The organism is Allomuricauda sp. F6463D, assembly GCF_023015965.1.
In the GTDB taxonomy this organism is placed as follows: domain Bacteria; phylum Bacteroidota; class Bacteroidia; order Flavobacteriales; family Flavobacteriaceae; genus Flagellimonas.
This window is the reverse complement of record NZ_JALKAN010000002.1, coordinates 873,351-894,647: the sequence shown is the minus strand read 5'-3', so window position 1 is coordinate 894,647 and position 21,297 is coordinate 873,351. Positions and strand designations below refer to the sequence as shown.

The 21,297-nt window shown below is 38.6% G+C and carries 19 protein-coding genes; 4 read left to right on the top strand and 15 right to left on the bottom strand.

The genetic code is table 11. From position 1 onward, the window contains the following. Window positions 1-82: 82 nt before the first annotated feature. From MWU56_RS12460 to MWU56_RS12435, 6 genes are all read right to left on the bottom strand, one after another. A complete protein-coding gene (locus MWU56_RS12460) occupies window positions 83-385 on the bottom strand; it encodes a hypothetical protein (protein ID WP_247044847.1) in 303 nt (100 codons plus the stop codon). A 276-nt stretch (window positions 386-661) separates the two neighbouring features. After that, complete coding sequence (locus tag MWU56_RS12455) at window positions 662-2,200, bottom strand: DUF4301 family protein (RefSeq protein WP_247044846.1); 1,539 nt, start codon at window positions 2,198-2,200, stop codon at window positions 662-664. Window positions 2,201-2,204: 4 nt separating this feature from the next. After that, entirely contained in the window at window positions 2,205-2,762 is a 558-nt protein-coding gene (locus MWU56_RS12450; protein WP_247044845.1) for an AAA family ATPase, read from the bottom strand. Then, the gene (gene pnuC / locus MWU56_RS12445) at window positions 2,723-3,358 is read right to left on the bottom strand and encodes a nicotinamide riboside transporter PnuC (RefSeq protein ID WP_247044843.1); all 636 of its coding nucleotides are present in this window, start codon (window positions 3,356-3,358) and stop codon (window positions 2,723-2,725) included. Before pnuC ends, MWU56_RS12450 begins: the two co-directional genes overlap by 40 nt. Then, window positions 3,342-3,602, bottom strand: a complete 261-nt coding sequence (locus tag MWU56_RS12440; protein WP_247044841.1) for a YkoF family thiamine/hydroxymethylpyrimidine-binding protein — start codon at window positions 3,600-3,602, stop codon at window positions 3,342-3,344. Before MWU56_RS12440 ends, pnuC begins: the two co-directional genes overlap by 17 nt. 41 nt (window positions 3,603-3,643) lie before the next feature. Then, window positions 3,644-4,285, bottom strand: coding sequence for a 4'-phosphopantetheinyl transferase family protein (locus tag MWU56_RS12435; RefSeq protein WP_247044840.1), 642 nt, complete (start codon window positions 4,283-4,285; stop codon window positions 3,644-3,646). Window positions 4,286-4,359: 74 nt separating this feature from the next. On the opposite strand from MWU56_RS12435, the gene ahcY reads away from it, so the two are divergent. Continuing rightward, window positions 4,360-5,676 carry an adenosylhomocysteinase gene (gene ahcY / locus MWU56_RS12430; protein ID WP_247044839.1) on the top strand — a complete coding sequence of 439 codons (1,317 nt, stop codon included), beginning with the start codon at window positions 4,360-4,362 and terminating at the stop codon, window positions 5,674-5,676. A gap of 69 nt (window positions 5,677-5,745) precedes the next feature. Here ahcY and MWU56_RS12425 read toward each other — a convergent pair whose 3' ends face one another. Beyond that, entirely contained in the window at window positions 5,746-6,324 is a 579-nt protein-coding gene (locus tag MWU56_RS12425; RefSeq protein ID WP_247044838.1) for a DUF3332 domain-containing protein, read from the bottom strand. A gap of 156 nt (window positions 6,325-6,480) precedes the next feature. On the opposite strand from MWU56_RS12425, the gene MWU56_RS12420 reads away from it, so the two are divergent. After that, complete coding sequence (locus tag MWU56_RS12420) at window positions 6,481-7,593, top strand: D-TA family PLP-dependent enzyme (RefSeq protein ID WP_247044837.1); 1,113 nt, start codon at window positions 6,481-6,483, stop codon at window positions 7,591-7,593. Between the two features lie 3 nt (window positions 7,594-7,596). Here MWU56_RS12420 and MWU56_RS12415 read toward each other — a convergent pair whose 3' ends face one another. The 6 genes from MWU56_RS12415 to MWU56_RS12390 form a co-directional block, all read right to left on the bottom strand. Further along, complete coding sequence (locus MWU56_RS12415; RefSeq protein WP_247044836.1) at window positions 7,597-8,619, bottom strand: phytase; 1,023 nt, start codon at window positions 8,617-8,619, stop codon at window positions 7,597-7,599. A 110-nt stretch (window positions 8,620-8,729) separates the two neighbouring features. Continuing rightward, window positions 8,730-11,633, bottom strand: a complete 2,904-nt coding sequence (locus tag MWU56_RS12410) for a TonB-dependent receptor (protein ID WP_247044835.1) — start codon at window positions 11,631-11,633, stop codon at window positions 8,730-8,732. Between the two features lie 171 nt (window positions 11,634-11,804). Next, the gene (locus MWU56_RS12405) at window positions 11,805-13,400 is read right to left on the bottom strand and encodes a tetratricopeptide repeat protein (protein ID WP_247044834.1); all 1,596 of its coding nucleotides are present in this window, start codon (window positions 13,398-13,400) and stop codon (window positions 11,805-11,807) included. Window positions 13,401-13,547: 147 nt separating this feature from the next. Beyond that, window positions 13,548-13,808 (bottom strand): 50S ribosomal protein L27, encoded by a 261-nt coding sequence (rpmA, locus tag MWU56_RS12400; RefSeq protein WP_247044833.1) that lies wholly within the window; start codon window positions 13,806-13,808, stop codon window positions 13,548-13,550. A gap of 23 nt (window positions 13,809-13,831) precedes the next feature. Then, window positions 13,832-14,371, bottom strand: coding sequence for a 50S ribosomal protein L21 (gene rplU, locus MWU56_RS12395; RefSeq protein ID WP_247044832.1), 540 nt, complete (start codon window positions 14,369-14,371; stop codon window positions 13,832-13,834). A gap of 95 nt (window positions 14,372-14,466) precedes the next feature. Further along, window positions 14,467-14,922: a DUF4199 family protein gene (locus tag MWU56_RS12390; RefSeq protein ID WP_247044831.1), complete on the bottom strand. Its 456-nt coding sequence runs from the start codon at window positions 14,920-14,922 to the stop codon at window positions 14,467-14,469. Between the two features lie 186 nt (window positions 14,923-15,108). Here MWU56_RS12390 and MWU56_RS12385 point away from each other — a divergent pair, with 186 nt between their 5' ends. Both MWU56_RS12385 and MWU56_RS12380 read left to right on the top strand, forming a co-directional pair. Further along, on the top strand, window positions 15,109-16,431 hold the full coding sequence (locus MWU56_RS12385; protein ID WP_247044830.1) for a M16 family metallopeptidase: 1,323 nt from the start codon (window positions 15,109-15,111) through the stop codon (window positions 16,429-16,431). 1 nt (window position 16,432) lies between these two features. Continuing rightward, entirely contained in the window at window positions 16,433-18,505 is a 2,073-nt protein-coding gene (locus tag MWU56_RS12380; protein WP_247044828.1) for a M16 family metallopeptidase, read from the top strand. Window positions 18,506-18,575: 70 nt separating this feature from the next. Here the strand turns inward: MWU56_RS12380 and MWU56_RS12375 are convergent, their stop codons facing one another. After that, entirely contained in the window at window positions 18,576-20,690 is a 2,115-nt protein-coding gene (locus tag MWU56_RS12375) for a TonB-dependent receptor domain-containing protein (protein ID WP_247044827.1), read from the bottom strand. A gap of 65 nt (window positions 20,691-20,755) precedes the next feature. After that, window positions 20,756-21,055 carry a hypothetical protein gene (locus MWU56_RS12370; protein ID WP_247044826.1) on the bottom strand — a complete coding sequence of 100 codons (300 nt, stop codon included), beginning with the start codon at window positions 21,053-21,055 and terminating at the stop codon, window positions 20,756-20,758. Window positions 21,056-21,297 lie beyond the last annotated feature (242 nt).

Sequence of the window (21,297 nt, the reverse complement as noted above, 5' to 3'; positions counted from 1 at the left end):
CTTATAAAATTATCACAAAAAAAGGGGCTGCCATTGCAGCCCCTTTCTAACCAAACTAATCAACCAAACGTGGGGTGATGTCTTACATATCTATCCAATTACCCTCGGCATCGGCATAAACAGATCCTGTTGTTCCATCTTCAAGGGTAAGATCAAGCTTATATTGATCTTTATCGTTTTTGTATGCTTTGCTAATTGTAGCGGTAGGATAATTTGACTCCACTGCACCTGTTACTGCAGATGGAAGGTCAGCTACACTGATTTCTTCAAAATCTGCTACTACAATCTCAATGGTGGTATTTGTGTCATGTGCAGGACTTTCAATATTGGCAAATGCTGTTACTCCTACAAATGATAGTACTGTTGCTAAAGCTAAATTTTTCATGGTATATAATTTTAATTATTAAACTTGACTATCTAACAGAAAACATAGTGCCGTTTTTGAAATTAGTATTAGATACGTTATAAAAAACTGATTATTAGGTTTTTATGTGTTTTTAATATTTTTAAACACTGTGTAAAAGTGTGAAATACAATAAACAAGGTGTGTAATTTTTACACAAAAATGCTACTTGAGCAACACGTTTATATTAATGAATAAGCACAAACAAAAAAATCCGCTACCTACAAAGGCAGCGGATTTTTTAATAATTATATTCTTTTATGCTTGGTGTGAAGATTTTAAAAGGTTGTTCACTGTTTTAACAGGGTTAAAGGTCACCAATGGTACTTCCACAAAAATAGTGTTCCAAAAAGCCATAGCGCCGTTCCATAAACCCGGAAGCTCCAATGCTTTTAGTTCCTTTCCTTCCTTTGTTTTTCCAGTTATAAAGCCTTGTTTCGAATCTATATAATCCAATAGGTTATACTTTTCTCCCTTATGGTTCCGAACCCCACAGACCAAATCTACTGGGTTAAAATGAGTTGAATTCTGTAAAATACTGGCCTGCTGTTCATTATCCATGTCAATCTGTGCGGACTCAATAATTTGGAGCGATATTTTACCTTCGGTATCTTTGATCCAAAATGGCCCTCCACCAGGTTCTCCTTCATTTTTAACCATACCACAAACACGTATTGGCCGGTTTAACCGATCATTCAAAACCATTATTTGCTCGGATACACTTAAATCATCATAATTACTTGGAAAACGAACATTAAGGTCTTTCTCTAAAAAAAGTTTGATTTCATCTGCCTTTTCTACCGAAACATTTCCTTTATCCATAAGGTCAGCATAAGAAAAAACCTTAGTCTGAACCTTTTTTAACACTCCCGCCAATAATTTTTTACTGTTGGATACAGTTTCCAAATTTTTATTTATGACCACATTATCGATATTTTTAATAAAGATAATATCAGCATCTTGATCGTTTAGGTTTTCAATGAGTGCTCCATGACCACCTGGACGGAACAGTATGGAACCATCGCTGTTTCTAAAAGGTTGGTTCTGCATATCTACAGCAATAGTGTCTGTTGATGGCTTTTGATTGGAATAAGTAATGTTGAATTCCGTTTCTGTTTGATTCGAGATTTTTGGACCCACAGATAACTCTTCATTGATAAACATTTGATCATGCTGTTCGGATACCGTAAAGTGAAGGTTGGCCCTGCCCTTTGTTTTGGCATAAAGAGCGGCTTCCTTCAAATGCTCTTCGAACGGGGTCGCTGTACCCGTTTCATATGTATGAAAAGGTAATAATCCTTTTGGGAAAAAACCGTAATTAAGTCCATTCTCTGTCAACATTTCCTTTACAAAAAGATAGGCTTCTTCATCTTTACTCGCAGTCTTGCCCCTTATTTTTTCCATTATCAGTTCATAAAATGGAAACTTGACAAGGTTTTCGGTAAATTCTTGTACATCTTTATCTCCAGTACGTTCTATATATTCCGATAATTTTTCTTTGGATGAATTATAGCTATCCAAAAAATTGAACATGGCCTTGAACATCCTTGATGCCGCACCCGATGCCGGTACAAATTTTAACAACTCAAGACTTCCCCTATTATTTTCAAAATACTGAATGAGCTCCAGTTGCTCTTTTTTGGAAAACCTTAGGATACCATTACCTACCACAGCTGCTTGGAATAGCTGCACAAAAGGAATGCCCTCTTTAAATGTTTGTATTTGGGTATTTACTTTTTCTTTGGAAATTCCTTTGGAATCCAATTGTTCCAAGTCTTTAGAACTTAATTCTATCATGTTTTTAGAGAAGTTTATCTATGTGTTTTATTGCTGTGGAAAGCCTTGATGCTTTATCTCCACTTAAAATTATGAATTTCCTATTGTTTTTCAACAACGCCTCTTTGAAATACATAAACATTCGTTCTCTTTCATCCGGCTTGTCTCTCAAATCATCTGCAACCCAAGGGGTATCAATATTTGTCAAAAAATATAGGTCGTAAGTATTTTTTAAGGCATATTCTTCCAAAAGTGGGTCGCAAGTGCTATTATAATAAGCCTCAGAATAGACTTTTGTTTCTAAAAGGTCGGTATCACAAATAAGTACTTGGTTTGCATTTTTCACCAATTTGTTCTCCAAATCCATTTGGCCATAGGCTATGGGAAGAAGATCATGAGGTTCACAGGTTTTATTTTCTCTATCCCATTTATCTTGAAGATATTCGCGCGCATACTCCGGCACCCATTCCGTGTTGTAGTGCGCGGCCAATTGTTTCGCCAAGGTTGTTTTCCCTGTGGATTCAGGTCCAAAAAGGACAACTTTTATGAGGTTTGTAGGCTCTTGCCCAAGTTTTTCTTCCATGCGAGATATCCCTGTATTGCCAATACAGTAAAAATGAGGTATTGCAAAGAGAACATACCCCATCCCCTATATGCGTACAAAGGTACAGTTATTAAATCACCCAATATCCAAAGGGTCCAGTTTTCCAATTTTTTATTGGCCATGTACCACATTGCTGTGAAAAAAATTCCTGAGGTAAAAATATCCACATAATTGGTGGGACCTATTTCAGCTCCAAATACTTTGTAGACCCCATAGGTAACCAACATGGTAAGTAAAAAGAACCCAAAGCCTATCCATTTTTCCTTGGTATTAGTTCGTGTAATCTGTACAGCAAACTGTCTGTCATTTTTTCTCCTTGCCCAATTCCACCAGCCATAAATACTCATTATGGAATAATAGAAATTCATCATCATATCCCCAAACAAACTATCCACCAAAAATATATAGGTAGTAATCACCGTTGCGATCAGACCCGTGGGATACACTAAAATATCTTCTTTTTTAGCATACAACACACTTGCGATTCCGAAGAAAAATGCAGTCGCTTCTAAAATAATCAAAGAGAATTCCCGGTCTTCATATGGACCAAGAAAAAAATCAAAAATGGGGTTCATAGTCACTTCTGTCAGATTTCACCACTTTCATGGTCAGCACTACATGGTCCAAGTTTTTGAAACTTTCCTTAATCTCGGAATTAAGCAGCTCCATTACTTTGTCGTAATCACCAAACACCTGTGTACTCAAGGGGTTTTCTAAAACCGTAAGCCCAGAATTCCGTAACTTTTTTATAAACTCAATGATTGGTGCTTCAAAATCATCCTGTAGTGGAGATAAGGTAAGTTCAACGGATATTTTCATGGGCAATTTGGTTTTCGATGTAAAACTACAAAAACGGATGCTTATCCACCCATCATTTTAAGAGCATAAACACAGGTAAAACCTTCAAATTCCAAAAATTCAATTTCGTAGTGCGATTTTTCCCCTTGATATAGTATTTCAGCCACTGTTCTAGTGTCTTCAAAAGTAAAATCCATGACATTTATATGACGTAAAAAACTGAGCCCTTGTTGTGCGTAGATTTTGTAAAGGGACTCCTTGGCACCCCAAACAATGGTTAGCTTTCTAATTATGGCTTCGGAATTGGCCAAGGTTTTATATTCTTGAATTGGGGTGAATTTGTGTGCTATTCGAAGTATTTTATCACGTTGCATCTCAATATCAATCCCCACCGCATCGGTTTCGCTTATAATAATCCCGGTAAAGTTGTGCGAATGTGTAATTGAAATATATTTTCCATCTTTTAGATGGGGCTTCCCAAAATCATCATAATACAGATCATGATCTACATAACCTGCCACTGCCAAGAGGTGCCTAATGCTTAAAAATGCTCTTCGGTGCGACTCGGATTTCATACCATCCATTCGCTTTTGGCAATGCAATGTAAGCTCCACATCTTTAGAAAGTTCAGCCTCTGGCTCGGTAACCTTCCAGATATACACTTTAGTGGTTGGAGAAACTGTTATTGTTTTGTAAACGGGCATCAACTAAAGTTAAGTGAATTTGTATCTTTGTCGCACTATTTAAGCGAAGCTACAAAAGTAAATTTATATAAAGTATGAGCACAAAGACAATTCCATATGTACCTTACAAAGTAAAGGATATCTCTCTTGCCGATTGGGGAAGAAAAGAAATTGAGCTTGCCGAAGCCGAAATGCCGGGACTTATGGCATTGCGCGAAGAATATGGGAGCCAACAACCTCTAAAGGGTGCAAGGATTGCCGGTTGTCTTCACATGACGATCCAAACTGCTGTTTTAATTGAGACCTTGGTGGCTCTTGGAGCAGAGGTAACCTGGAGCTCTTGCAATATCTTTTCCACACAAGATCATGCCGCAGCAGCCATTGCAGCAGCTGGTATTCCGGTTTATGCATGGAAAGGCATGAACGAGGAGGAATTTGATTGGTGCATTGAGCAAACTTTGTTCTTTGGAGAAGAAAGAAAACCGTTGAACATGATCTTGGATGATGGTGGTGATCTCACCAACATGGTTTTAGATCAATATCCGGAATTGGCCGCTGGCGTAAAAGGATTGTCCGAAGAGACAACCACCGGAGTACACCGTTTGTACGAGCGAATGAAAAAGGGAACGCTTCCCATGCCCGCCATCAATGTGAACGATTCTGTGACGAAATCCAAATTTGATAATAAATATGGGTGTAGAGAAAGTGCGGTGGATGCCATTCGCAGGGCTACGGATACTATGTTGGCCGGAAAACGTGTTGTAGTTGCCGGTTACGGTGATGTGGGTAAAGGAACTGCTGCTTCTTTCCGCGGAGCTGGTTCCATTGTTACCGTTACGGAGATAGACCCCATTTGTGCCCTACAGGCTTGCATGGACGGTTTTGAAGTGAAAAAATTGGAAACCGTGGTGCCCAATGCGGATATTGTTATCACCACAACAGGTAATAAAGACATTATTCGTGAAGAACACTTTAGAGCTTTAAAGGATAAAGCCATTGTTTGTAACATTGGTCATTTTGATAATGAAATAGATATGGCTTGGTTGAACGGAGCTTATGGTGATACGAAAGATGAAATTAAACCTCAAGTAGACAAGTACACTGTGGATGGCAAGGATATTGTTATTCTGGCGGAAGGAAGATTGGTTAACTTGGGTTGTGCCACTGGCCATCCTAGTTTTGTAATGAGCAACTCCTTCACCAACCAGACCTTGGCACAGATTGAACTTTGGAACAACAGTGATAAGTACGCAAATGAAGTATATATGCTTCCAAAGCATTTGGATGAGAAAGTGGCCAAGTTACATTTATCTCGCCTTGGTGCTGAACTAACGGAACTTAACGAAGAACAAGCAGCGTATATTGGGGTAAAAGTAGAAGGGCCTTTTAAACCCGAATACTATCGATACTAAGAGTTTAAGCAGTATAAAAAAACCCATGGTGTTTGCCATGGGTTTTTTTATGACCAATTATATTTTATACTACTCGGCCAAAAGAGATTCGTTGTAATAATAGGTGTCTCTTTCTTTTATAAGGGCTAATCCTTCCTCCCTTGTACTCATTGGGTCTATTTTGACTTCTTCACCATTTGGCATGTAAACAATATAGAACCCTTCTTCAAAAGAAGATAATTTAATTATCTCTCCATTGGGACGAACAGCGTTCCAAGACTTTTCATCTGGTTTATAAACCAAATCGATTTTCTTCCCTTTCTTTGAACCCGCAACAACAGTGACCTCAATTCTGTTTTTAGTTGCGATCATCTCAAAGTTATTGCCATCGTGCTCCACCATTTGGGTCTCGGATTCTCCATCTTTCATGGCAATGGGATTGGATCCCGACCAGAACTCGATAACATTGAAAATAATGGCATCACCCAAAAAGAACAGGCCATAGACGGGAACAATATTCAATCCCCAAAAAATAAGGTTGTCCAAAAATTTACTGTCCGTTAATCCTTGGTTCCAATCTTTTAAATTATTGAACGCGCTAAAAGAGCCTAAGCAGCTTGTGAATAAAATAGAGCAGGCAAGTAACGATGAAATAATTACTTTTTTCATGATATAAGATTTATGGTTAATAGTTTTAAAACTACAAAAAGAATTTCATCAGATATTGATTTTGAAAAGAGGTTCCAACAAAATAAAATTCCGACTTCGAACACTTCTATAGTTTCAAACTGATTGTTACCTTTAGTTGATTAAATCAATAAAAACATGGAAAATAATTGGTACTCCGTACACAATATAGAGGCAGTGGATTCCCCTTCAATAGCACTGTATGTAGAACACGTCAAGTATAATATAAATGAGATGGTTTCTCTTGTTAATGGAAAAACCGAAAGATTGATGCCGCATATCAAAACAAACAAAATGCCCAAGGTTATGGAGCTTTTGTTGTCATCAGGGATCTCGAATTTTAAGGCCTCCACTATTTCCGAAGCTGAAATTGCCGCTGAAGCCGGTGCCAATTCGGTATTGATTGCCCATCAACTTGTCGGACCTAAAATTGATCGCTTTCTTAGCTTGATAGGACACTTTCCAAACACTACTTTTTCAACAATTGTGGATAATGTGGACAGCGCGGAGCTTTTAAACCAAAAAGCAAAAGAAAAAAAACTTACTGTCAATATTTATATTGATATAAACAACGGAATGAATCGTTCGGGGATTGAAATCGGTCCAGGGTTGGACGATTTAATTGTGTATTTCAAAATATGCGATTTTTTAATTTTTAAAGGATTGCATTCTTATGATGGCCATCTAAGGGATGTAGATTTTGTTGAAAGAAAAGAAAAAATAGAAAAAGGCATGAAAGATGTGGAAATTTATTTTGAAGCTCTTAGAATCGACTATCCCGCAGCTGAATTGATATGTGGAGGAACACCCTCGTTCACAACACACCTGTTACAAGAAAAGAGAATCACAAGCCCCGGTACCTGTGTACTTTGGGATTGGGGATATGATGAAAAATTATCGGAACAAAACTTTAAACATGCCGCTCTTTTGATTACTCGTATCATCTCTAAACCAACAAATGGAATTATTACTGTGGATTTAGGACATAAATCCGTGGCAGCGGAAAATCCGATTGACAAACGGGTAAAATTCTTAAACTTGGAAGATTATGAATTGCTTTCACAAAGTGAGGAGCACGGTGTGATCAGGGTAAAAAATTGGGACAAATATAAAATCGGTGATGTCCTATATAGCATCCCTTACCACATTTGTCCCACAATAAATCTACATGATGAAGTTTCCGTAATCAAGAATGGTAAAAAAATAAACACTTGGGAAATTACTGCCAGAAAACGTAAACTAACATTCTAAACTTTATTCCAATTCCAAAGCCTTTTTCAAATCGTAAAAATAAAAGTTCTTTTCATCGTTCATTGCAACGAAAAGACCATTTGGAAAGGTATCGCTCAATGGAACAGTGACCACTTCACATCCATCAGTTTCCAAGGTTGACAGGTTTACGGCTTTTATAAAGTTATTGTTCTTCCTGGAAAAAATATTGAATTGTCCCCGTTGTTGGTCAGATACGATAATGTATCCCTCGTCATTCGAGTATCGGGCAATAGCTATACCTTCTATATCATCCAAAAACAATTCTCCACCAAAACAAGCAAGTTCCTTGTTCCCCATGCTCGGTTCTGCGTAGTATTTTTTTATGCATTCCCCTTCGTCAGAATAATAAACGTATCCCATTTCGTTATCCACGGCTATGGCCTCAATTTCTTTACCTCCCGTAAAACTTCCAAATTTGCGAACCAAATTGGCCGAGACTCCTGTGCAATCAGATTCAAATTTATATTGATACAAATAAGTTCCGCTTGGCCCCATTTTTCTGCCCACAATGGCATAAACAGATGAATCTTTAGGAGACTTGTACAAACTGATTCCCATAGCTAAACGTTGCTCTACATCGGTTTCATCTTCGAAAACAGGGAATCCACCACCATCCAGTGGCTTCATATCGGGTACGGAAAACAATCTGATCTGTTGTTTTTCCCGTTCAGTGAATGCAATCACATCAACAGTAATAGAATCGTTCAGCTGAAAACCATATTCCAAATCCACATTATTGGGTCTTTGGATGTTTTTAATGGATTTTTCCTGTATGATTTTGCCATCAAGATCAAAGGCATAAACACCTCCATTGGTGTCTTTATCGGTTCCAAACACTATACTTTTTGATGCATCATCCGGATGGATCCAAATCGCAGGGTCATCGGTGTCATTTGGTGTTTTTTCTGTAATAACATCTGGTGCAATGGCTGGTAGTTTGCTTCTTTGTTTGCAGGAAACCATGACCAACAAGATTAGCATTGGAATATATTTTTTAATCATCATAATCGTATTTAATTTTTTTTAAAAATGTTCGTTCGAGCAAAGCCAAGAAAGGTGTTTAGGTTAAAAACCAATGTTTCTTGTCTGCTCTCGATACTACATTTGATTAAATATTACTTTTTGAACAAATCGTACTTTATACCGAAGGTGAATCGAATGTTGTAATATTCGGCCTGTTGCGTTCTTTCCTTCACGCTTTGAAAATAACGCAACGGCTGATTGGTGATGTTATTCACATCCGCGTACAGCCTCAAATTACTGTTAATGGCGTAACTGGCGTTAAAATCCAAGAAGAACTGTGTGTCGTAGTATCTATCTTCGAAAGCATTCCCGCCAATTTCATCAATATAGGAATCGGAAAAGTTAGCGGACAATCTTGCGTTGAATCTCTTATCGGCATAACCCAAGGAACCATTGAACATATTCGGAGCAGTGTTCGGCAAATCCAAGTCAGTACGTTCATCACCATCCTCATTACGGATACCATCTGCACTTGATGACAGATAAGTATAGTTTAAATAGATGCTAAAGTTTTTAGCAAATCCTGGCAAGAAATCCAATTGTCTTTGGAAAGACACTTCTGCTCCAAAAATAGAAGCGGAATCTCCGTTCAATGGCTGGAACACATCATAGCCAGTAGTTCCAGAACCATAAGAATCATCCTCGGATTCGGTAATAAAAGTGTAGATAAAATCATCTATTTTTTTATAAAAAACTCCTCCAGATACAATTCCTACACTCTCAAAATAATGTTCTGCATTCAAATCAAAGTTCATTGATGTTGTAGGGTCTAACTCTGGATTTCCTACAACAACCTCTTTATCTTCATTGACGATTTCTGCCCTTGGAATCAGGTCTTCATAATTGGGACGGGCCAAGGTATTTGTCCAAGCCAACCGAAGTACCGTATTATTATCCAAGTCGTACTTAAAATGGATGCCTGGCAATAGGTTGGTATAGGAATTTTCATCGGAAACAGCTTCTACTTCTATCCCTTCGTCAATTCCAGCGTCTTCATCTTCTTCTATATAGACAACTCTGTTTCCATCCGTTTCAAGTTGAGTGTTTTCTACTCTAAGTCCAGCCAATACGCTCAACTTATCAGAAAGCTTTTGATTGAACATGGCATAGGCTGCCAAAACATTTTCCTTTACTTCAAAATTACCTGGCAAATATTCATCTGGCAACGCTTCGCCATTGGTACTGTTCAAATCGAGTGTTCCCAACCATTCTTCGCTGGCAAAGGTCCCCGCTTGGTATTTTTCTCCAGCCAAAAAATCTGGATTGGTGTAACTTTTTACGGGAACCGAACCTAATGTAGGATACAGATCTTCTAAATCATACTCGAAGAAGTCGTTCTCTCTCAATTTGGTTTTGAAACGCCCTCTTGCACCAAATTTTATGCTACCCTCACCTTGACCAAAAATATTGGCAGGCAATTCGAAATTTGCAAAAAAGTTGATGTCTTCTTCCTCCGTATATTGGTTTTCGTTAGTTATTTCATCAAACTCAAAACTATTTAAATTGCTAAAGTCACTTGGATCAGCAGCAGTCATTATTGGATATTTTGGGTTGCTGTTATCGTTGTTCACAATATATTCAGTAACATAGGCCGCATACCGTTCATTCAATCGTTCTTCAGATGCTTTTGCATAAGCTCCCATCCAATCAATTTTTAGACTACCCAAAAGATGGGTGCCTCCCAAGGTGTAGTTTTGCATACGTTGGTCTTCCAACCTTCGATTTTTGTTTCGTCCTCCAGCAATACCACCTTTGGATTCGCGAACCGCTTCAATTGGAAAACGGGTCGGCACGCCGTTGCTTATTGAAAAATCACCTTCCTCAATATCTTCTCCATCTAAAATTTCTTGTGCAAAAGCAAATCTGTTTTCTCGGTCGTCCCTCCAGTTGTACATGGTTTTTAGGTAAATATTGTTGGCCGAGTTGATTTGATAATCAAAATTGGCCGAGAAGCTTCTCCGCACCCTTTGGACCAAGTATGTCCGTTGTTCTGTTACATTGGTATATGGATCAACATCTATTTCTTCAAGTATTGCTTCTCCTTCTTCGTCTTCCACTCCTGTGTTGTACTCGAACTCATCGCTCCATTCAGCTTCTATATTATCAGAGCCAAAATCGTTGTCGTTTATCGTTGTTGAGAACATATATCCGAATTTGCCATCGTTGGTACGGTCACCTACTAAAATGGAACCATTCCAAATTGGTTTGTCAGTAATTAAGTTAATACCAGAACCCGCAGTAGCAGATAGTCTGAAACCTTGAGGTGCCGTTCTAGTCACCAAATTCACGGAACCACCCAAGGCATCCGCATCCATATCGGGAGTTACAGCCTTGTTTACTTCAATGGTCTGGATCATATCGGAAGGAATAAGATCCATCTGAATATTTCTGTTATCGGATTCTGCGGAAGGAATTCTACTCCCGTTCAAGGTAACCGAGTTTAATTGTGGAGAAAGACCACGAACAATAATATTACGCGCCTCTCCTTGATCTACCTGCATGGTGATACCTGGAATACGTTTAACGGCATCGCCAATATTCGCATCTGGGAATTTACCAATTTGGTCGGTGGACACCACATTGGTAATGTTCATATTGTTCTTTTGGGTGTTCAAAGCTTTGGATTGTCCACTAAGCCCATATGCACTCACCTGCACCTCGTCCAATTCCAAATTAGAAGAAGTAAGCACAATACTCGCTCCAACTGTTTGCCCGTTTGATACAGCCACGTCTTGTTCAACATCGGAATAGCCCATATAGGACACTCTTAATGTATAGGACCCTTCGGGGATACCCACCAAAGTAAACCTACCGTCAAAATTTGAAATAGCTCCTTTAACCAAGGATTCAATATAGACATTGGCCCCAGGAACATATATACCATTTTCATCGGTAATTGTTCCCTGAATATTTCCTGATTGTGCTTGGCCCAATACAGTTCCGAACACCAGAAATAGCGTTACAAAAATTAGTTTTTTAAGGTTCATCAATTTCATTTTGGTTCTTGTTAGATTGCTTCCCAAAACTATGTTAATCAGCTTATTATAATTTGAACTAAAAGGAAACAAATAGAAAACAAAACTGAAAATCAACAGAAACAAGAGGGCAACAATTACAATTTTTTTACATGGTGATAACCTTCGCTATAAAAACGTGTGAAAAATGAATTAAAGATCGATCATATAGTTTACCAATTCCTCATTTTGATTAATTGGTAATTTTTTTCTGAGCCTGTAGCGTGCCACACGAACACTATCTGGTGTTACCCTAAGAATTGATGCTATTTCTTTTGATGATAGGTTTAACCGCAACAACATACCCAACCTAAGTTCTGCTGGCGAAAGATTATTTTTGGACAAGGCCGACAATTTTTTGATGAATTCGGGGTGGATTTCTTTAAAAAAGGTCATAAACTCCTCCCATTCCTGTTCCTGCTTAAGATTAAAATCTATTTCTTTGACCAACTCCTTTATTTTTTCGGATGTGTTCATGTGTTTGCGAGAAACCATGTTCCGAAGTGTATTGGACATGTCCAATAAGATTTTGTTCTTTTGCGATAAATGCAAACTGTACCTGGATAAAGATGCTGCTTTGAGTTGTACTTCGTGTTGTAGGTTTTTCTCCTCAATTGCTTTTTTATCTAGTTCTGCCTTTAACATACGCTGTTTATATTCCTGTAGTTTTAGCTTCGCTTTCCTCTTTCTTCCCATATAATAATATAGGATGGTAAAGATGACTCCTATCGCAAAAAGCGCTACCCACATCAAATTTTGATTGGCAGCAATTACCTTGTTCTGTTCTTTTAACAGTTGTATTTCTGCTTCTTTTTTATTGGTCTCATATATGGTTTGTAGCACATTTAACTGATCATAGTTTTGGGCCTTGAGCATATCACTGCTATATTGTTCAGCTTTGAGCAAATGTTCGTGGGCTTTTTTAAAATTGCCCATGAGCGCATAGGTTTTGGAAAGGTCTGTGTAAGCACTTTCCAATTGGTGCCCATCATTGAGGTCACTGGCCAGTTCCAGAGCCATATACGTCCTTTCTAAAGCTGACTCATAATCTCCGGTTTTTCTGTAAATATCACCTAAATTGTTGAGCACATTTATCTCTAATAAAGAACCACTGCCTTGAAGGTATTCATACGCCTTATCAAAGTATTTGAATGCCAGTTCAAAGCGACCCAAATCCTCATAAATGCTTCCAATGTTTTCGTTTGTCAAAGCAATTCCATGGTCATCTCGAAGATTTTGAAATAATTCTAAACTGTTAGTTTGATCCTGAAGCGCTTCTTCGTACTCTCCTTGTTTTTCGTGACTATGTCCCAATAAGCTTAAGGATCTGGCTAACCCTTCATTATCTTTTAGTTTAATGGATACTTGTTTGGTTTCCTCAAAATACTTTTCGGCAAGTGCAAAATTATTTAAGGATAAGTATACATTACCTATGTTATTATTGAGGTTAATAAATAGAGGGTCTTGTAAATCAAAACTCAAATGGTCCAGAGCAAAATTGTATTGGGATATTGCTTCCGTGTACAAACCCAAAACATGGTAATATTCCCCTATTTGCAAATATGCTAGTGCTATTTGTTTGGGATTAATTGAATGCTTTTTAGCGGCCTCCAATTGACTTTTTAGAGTTTGATACTCTTTTTGAGGTTTTCTGGAATCTAAAAACCCAATAGTTTGTTGCCCATGGGCCTCCTTAGTAAAAAGAAAAAAGGAAAAAATAAGAACTGTAAATCTAATAACCTTCTTCATAATTACTATTGGAATAAGCAGGATTTAAAGAAAATCATCCTTTCTAACCCCAATATCATCATTAGGTTATTAAACCATTAAAAACTAATATAAACAAAAAAGACCCCGCAAATGCAGGGTCTTTTCACTGAATATTATAATTGCGTATTAAGCTTCAAAAGGTTCAATGGAAACATAAGATCTGCCCCCTGCTTTCTTTTCAAACTTAACAAGACCGTCTACCTTAGCATGTAAGGTATGATCTTTTCCTGCATATACATTTTCGCCAGGATTGTGTTTGGTACCACGTTGTCTAACGATGATGTTACCTGCAATTGCTGCCTGACCACCAAAAATCTTTACACCTAAGCGTTTCGATTCTGATTCTCTACCGTTTTTTGAACTACCTACACCTTTCTTGTGAGCCATGATATATAAATTTTAGTTCTTTCTTATTTGCTTAATGCTTCAATCAACTCGGCTTTCTTCATTGAAGAGTAACCGGTAATTTCTTTAGCTTTTGCCATTTCCTTCAATTCAGCAACAGTTTTGGAACCCAAATCCTCTGCTGCCTTTGGAGCTTCTTTTTTAGGAGCTACTGCTTTTTTCTCTGCCTTTTTTGGCTCAGCAGCAGGCTTTGCTTCAGCTTTAGCTTTAGCAGGAGCCGCTTTTTTGGCACCTTTGGCAACAATATTCTCAACAACGATTTCCGTTAAATATTGTCTGTGACCGTTTTTCTTACGGTACCCTTTACGTCTTTTCTTTTTAAAGACGATTACCTTATCTCCTTTTAGGTGCTTTACTACTTTGGCCTCTACGGCCGCACCTTCTATGACCGGGGCGCCAATTGTTACGTTATCACCATCTTCCAAAAGAAGAACTTTATCAAAAGTAACTTTGTTACCTTCTTCCTCTTGTAAACGGTGAACGTACACTTTTTGGTCTTTTGCAACTTTAAACTGCTGCCCTGCCATCTCTACAATTGCGTACATAATGCGTTAATTAGATTAAAAATACTTCGCTTTATCAAAATTAGCGGGTGCAAATATACTGCTAAATCCTTAATCTACAAGTATTCTTCTTTGATTTAGGTTATAATTTTTTTTGAATTATTGCTTGTTTTAAACAGTTGCATAAATGAGAGGGTCAAAACCAAGGTTGTTGCAAATCCCATAATGGCGACTGTAAAAAAGACTATTCCCTGAAAATTTTTGTAGTCCTTGGACCAAGCTGAGGAAAGTTTATCTAAAAAATCACTATCCAGCTCGGTTGCATAAAATGCAAAGAAAAAAGTAAACAGCAAGGTTGCCACAAACCCTGTAGTTATTCCAGCAGTAAACCCCTTTCCATAACTAAAATCTTTTCCTTGTCTTATTTTGGTATACTTAATGGTCTCGTAAATACCAAAACCTGTGATAATTCCATTAAAAAGACTGTAAAACACATTGGTGTGTTTCCCCATCACTGCCAAAATCAAAAAATACGCAATCAGTACGGCACTGGTTACTATTCCAAAACGAATTGGAAGAGTTAAATTTTTCATACTTCTACTTTTTGGATTCATTGTTTAATTTACTGAATGTTTGTGAATTATCCCACATTAAAAAGCTTAAGACTTATAAAATTTTCTTTAAGCATTAAAAAAATATTCTATATTTAACGTAACATCGATGTGCAAATCGATACCAACCTCCTAGTAACATCAATTTTTTAAATACTAACTATTACGATGAAAAAACATTTGTTTTCAGCATTCGCAATGCTATTTTCAATAACTATACTTTCTGCTCAGGAAGTGGTTTTTGAAGAGTATGATCTGGATAATGGTCTCCACGTTATACTCCACCAGGACAACAGTGCCCCAGTAGTCACCACATCGGTTATGTACCATGTGGGGTCAAAAGATGAAGATCCCGATAAAACGGGTTTTGCCCATTTTTTTGAACATTTATTGTTCGAAGGCACCAAAAACATTGAACGAGGTGAATGGGACAAAATAGTCTCCTCCAACGGTGGCAAAGCCAACGCAAACACTTTTTTGGACCGCACGTATTATTACGAAGTATTCCCTTCCAATAGTCTGGAAGTGGGACTTTGGCTGGAGTCTGAGCGATTGATGCACCCCATCATTGGTCAAGTCGGCGTGGACACCCAAAAAGAAGTGGTACAAGAAGAAAGAAGATTAAGAACGGACAATGCTCCCTACGGTGCATTTTTTGAGCAAATCCTTAAAAATCTATATCCCGATCACCCATATCGCTGGGGAGTTATTGGTTCTTTGGATCATTTGTCCAGTGCCACTTTGGACGATTTTAAAAAATTCAACAAAACCTATTACGTTCCCAACAATGCCGTTTTGGTGGTAGCAGGTGATTTTGAAACCGCCAAGACCAAAAAGATGATCGAAGACTATTTTGGACCGATTCCAAGAGGTGCCGAGATACAACGCCCAAATACGGCAGAAAAACCCATCACAAAGACAGTTTTTGCCAAATATCATGATCCCAACATTCAAATCCCTGCAATTCTTTTGGCTTATAGAACACCAGGTCAAGGACAAAGGGATTCTTATGTCATCAATATGATCTCTACCTATTTAAGCAGTGGGGAAAGTTCCAAGCTATACAAAAAATTGGTCGACGAGAAAAAAATGGCATTACAAATACTATCGGTTCCAATAGATGCAGAAGATTACAGCTCTTACATCGTTGGAGGGCTTCCGGTAGGTGAAAATTCAATTCAGGACATCAAAAAAGAGATAGATGAAGAAATCCTGAAACTCCAAATGGAGTTGATTTCGGAAAAAGATTACCAAAAACTCCAAAACAAGTTCGAAAACCAATTTGTTAATACCAATAGCGGTGTTGAAGGCATTGCCAATTCTTTGGCTGAAAATTATATGCTGAAGGACGACACCAACCTCATCAATACAGAAATAGACATTTACCGTTCTATTACCCGTGAGGAAATTATGGAAGTAGCAAAAAAATACCTGAAGGTGAACCAACGGGTCGAATTAGAATATTTGCCAGAACAAAAAGACGCTAATTAAGATGAAAAAATATATAGTTTTAGCTGCGCTGTCTTTATTTATGACGGCCACATATGCACAAATAGATAGGAGTACACAACCAGAGCCCGGCCCGGCACCAAAAATCAATTTAAAGGAACCGGCCCGTTTTGAGCTCAAAAACGGTTTAAGAGTTCTGGTGGTAGAAAACCATAAACTGCCGAGGGTTCGCATTCAGCTTTCCATTGACAACCCACCTATTATGGAAGGGGACAAGGCTGGTGTTTCCGCCCTTACCGGCAGCATGCTGGGAAAAGGCTCCAAAAACATCCCCAAAGATGAATTCTACGAGGAAGTGGATTTCTTGGGTGCCAATATTTACATCGGAGACCAAAGTGCCTTTGCAAGCTCCTTGTCCAAATATTTCCCAAGAATCTTGGAATTGATGGCCGATGCCGCACTCAATCCAAACTTCATACAAGAAGAATTTGAAAAAGAAAAAGATAAAATCATTACTGGAATCAAATCCGAAGAAAAAGATGTTTCTGCCATCGCGAACAGAGTACAAGCTGCTTTGGCCTATGGTAAAAATCATCCATACGGTGAGTTTATGACCGAAGAAACGGTAAGCAATGTAACATTGTTGGATGTAGAACAGTTCTACCGATCTTATTTTGTTCCTGCCAATGCTTATCTGGTTGTGATCGGTGACGTTGATTTTGATACGGTAAAAGAATTAGTAACCAAGGCCTTTACACCATGGTCCAAAGCTGCGCCTCCATCTTTTAGCTACTCAGACCCAAAAGATGTGCAGTACACGCAAATCAACTTTGTTGATGTACCCAATGCCGTACAGTCCGAAGTGGCCGTGGAAAACATTACCCGCTTAACAATGAAGGACGAGGATTACTTGGATGCGCTCTTGGCCAATAGAATCTTGGGTGGAGGAATGCAGTCAAGATTGTTCCAAAACCTTAGGGAAGACAAGGGATACACTTATGGCTCGTATTCCGGAATACGAGCCAATAAGTACAGCCCAATGCGCTTTAACGCTTATGCACAAGTACGAAATGCCGTCACCGATAGTTCAGTGGTTGAAATATTGAAAGAAATAGATAAGATTATTTCTGAGCCCGTATCCGACGAGGAGCTGGCAACCGCGAAGGCAAAATATGCCGGTAACTTTGTAATGGCACTCGAAAAACCAGAAACCGTTGCCGAATACGCTCTTAATATTGAAACCGAAGAGCTTCCAAAGAATTTTTATGAAACTTATTTAGAGCGATTGGATGCCATAAGCAAGGAAGATGTGCAACAAGCTGCACAAAAACATTTTTCCACCTCCAATGCCAGAGTGGTCGTTACCGGAAAAGGGAGCGATGTATTGGAAAATCTGGAAAAAGTAACTTTTAAAGAAAAGGATGTTCCTGTACTTTACTACGATAAATATGCCAATAAAACAGAAAAGCCAAATTACAACGCAGCGGTACCTGAAGGTATAGATGCCAATACGGTATTACAAAAGTATATTGAAGTCATTGGTGGTAAGTCCAAATTGGAAGGCGTGAATTCCTATTCCATGTTAGCCGAAGCGGAAATGCAGGGCATGAAGCTGGAACTTGAGATGAAGAAGACTGCCCAAGACCAATTTATGCAAGACGTAAAGGTACAGGGCAACTCCATGCAAAAACAGGTGTTGGACGGCGATACTGGTTACATGGTTGTACAAGGCCAACGCAAAGACCTTTCCCCAGAAGAAATTGCAAAAATCAAAGAAGAGTCTGCGGCTTTCCCAGAATTGAACTACTTATCTGCTGGAAATATTACCTTGGAAGGCGTTGAACCTGTAGGGGACACCAAAGCGTACAAGCTGAAAATTAGTGATGGAAAAACCGCTTTTTATGATGTTGAAACCGGTCTAAAAGTCCAAGAGACCAACACACAAGAGGTTCAAGGACAGCAAATAACAAGCACATTTACTTTTGATGATTACCAAGAAGTTTCTGGAATTAAATTTCCCTTTAAATTGATACAAAGTATGGGGCCACAAAACTTTGAGTTCATCGTGAAGGAAATCAAGGTTAACGAAGGTGTGGAGCCTACCGATTTCAAATAAAATAATCCCAGTTTAACTAAAAAGGCACCCCAAATGGGTGCCTTTTTTTGTTTTCAATCATAGCGGGATATCAAAAACTGTATTGTATAAACGCAGTCAGGTTTCTTCCTGGATCATTGATGGGCACCCTACCATAATCTGCTTGGTTCGTGAAAGCAAAATTTAAATGGTTGTTGTAGGTGACATCAAAAATATTGGATGCTGCAACCCCAACCGTTAAGTGTTCAAAGGGTTTTGCTCCAAAACTTAAATCCACGACCCCATAGCCAACTGTTGTTTGCTCTCCAAATGAAGGTGCAATTTCCGACTGTTCGGATGTAATGGTGTAGGTAGCCTTGGCCCAGATTTTATCTCGTTCAAAATTCAAATTGAAACGAGTCACCAATGGTGGTGTCAATGGAAGGGATTCGTCCAAGTCCTTGTTTTTGGCATATACATAGGATAGTTCAGTTTTAAAAGCGAAGTCACCCAAGAAGGCCAATTCACCGTAAACCTCAAATCCCGTCTTGTACGCCTCATCCAAATTAGTGAATCTTTTTACTTCGGTAGGTTCGGTCGTGGGCATATACTTTTTGTCCAATGATGGATCTATGACAGCCACAATGTAGTTTTCATAAATAGAATAATATATGGACGCACCGTAATCCAAACGATTGAAAAAGTAATTCTCAAAATTATTTTTTGCTTTTACGCCCAACTCAAACTGATTGTTTACCTCGGCATCCAAAAAGGGATTTCCAACATATTCGTATGAATCTTGACCCACTGTAAAGTGGTTGATGAACCTTTCGATCATATTAGCAGAACGAACCCCTCTACCAAAAGCCAATTCGAACAAAAGATCGGGTGTTGCCATATATTTAACAGATGCTGTTGTACTGATGTTGTTCTCTGTACGGGTATCCAAATCGGGATATTCGGCCACGAAATCATCTGAAGGGGCATCTGTTTTGGAACGTACCATATCGTACCTAGCTCCCACATTTAGCAAAAACTTTGCTGAAAGTGGGTACTTTGCTTCTACGAACAACCCAAAATCATCAATTTGGGAATCTTGCCATACTTGATCCACAAATTCCATGGGCATTGGAAGCTCTTCTCCGGTCATCATGTTCCTTTTCACCAAACGGGTTCTTTCTCCTGTTCTTCCCACAGAAAGTGCATCCAACCCTGTATATAGCTTCAAATCATCAACAGGTCTCCATTCAAGTTCAAACCTACCTCCCATGGTCAGTGCATCTACCTCCGAAACAGCCTCGGTCGTCATAAAACTGGGCCGCAGTTCATTGGTCATCAGATGGTCCACCTTGGAACGGTAAACCTTTGCACTCAATGTTTTTAAGCCATCCGAAATATTATCTAGCTTATAATCCACAGAAAGCACGTTGCTATCATCCTTTTCCGTATCCATGGCCAACCCGGCATGCAAAACGTCCCTTCCAAAAGACTGTCTAAAACCAACCTGTATTCTTTGGTTCTCTGTTGGATTATAGCCAACCTGTACGCCATAATCAGTGCTTTTGAAGGACGATGGCACCTCATTTCCGTCCCCATCTTCATAATTTCCAAAATCACGGAATCCAAAATTGAGGTTAGTATCAAATTTTTCTCCTACATATTTAACATTGGCAAAGCTGGTAATGGCGTTTCCATTGTTTTCGCCTCCAAAGTTTACCTTTCCATGGTATCCCTTTTCTTGTTTTTCGACTTCTTGTGTCACCAAGTTTACGATACCACCAAAGGTGGGGCCGTACCTAAAAGTATATGGTCCTTTAACCACTTCTATCCGCTCTATCTCTTCTGGTGTTACATGTGTAGTTATGGGGTCCATTCGGTTGGGACACGCGTGCATCACCTTTGTACCTCCATTGAACTGAACGTTCAACTGCTCATATTGGGAAGCTCGGAACGAAGGGTCTACGGCGTAATTACCACGCTTGATCAGCGCAAAACCATTGATATCTCCAAACAGGTCGGCCACATTTTTAGATTGGATAATTTTCTTTTCCGGTTCGTTGCTAAAAGTCGAAAAAACCGGATCCACATTTCTCTTCCCTTGAACTAGAACTTCGTCCAATTGAACTGGTTTTCTTGAAAGGGAATCTTGCTCAGTGCTAACTTGCCCATAGGACACACTTGTGCCAAAAAGCAAAATACACAGTTTCACTATAGTACTGTTGTTCATTTTTGAGTTTTATTTAAGATTATACATGTACGGCCCTGGTAGTTACCGTTTTATAAAGTAAAATCTTAAATCATAGGTGGCTTTATGGGGGTATCGATAAATGGATAAGCGTAGGAACTCATATAATAGAAAGAATTTCCATTTTCTTCCAACTCATTGTTGATATTGTAGTTAGGCAAATCCATATAAAACACCAAAACCTCTTCCCAACCAATTATGGGCATTGGGCGTTCGTCATCATCCATTTGTGCCTGGAGCATTTGGGCAAGCATACATTTGCCATCACAGTTAAGTTCGGGCTTGTCCTTGTTTTCACAAAGTTGCTCAATGAAGCCTTCCCTGTCCAAACTGAAATAAATATACATAGACGAAAAGCGGAGGTTGCTGACCATTGTCAAAACAATGAAAAGCAAAGAAAACCCAGACCGTTTATTTAAAGAATCCCGCAATACCATGTTATTTCAGAATTAACCGATCAACTAATTTAAGTATCCCTGTAATTCTATTTTGTGACAAAAGTCACATTACGGATTTATTTAAACTTTTACTGATTGCTTACATTATTAGCCCACCAAATCATTAAATTTGTAGACAAAATTCCAACATC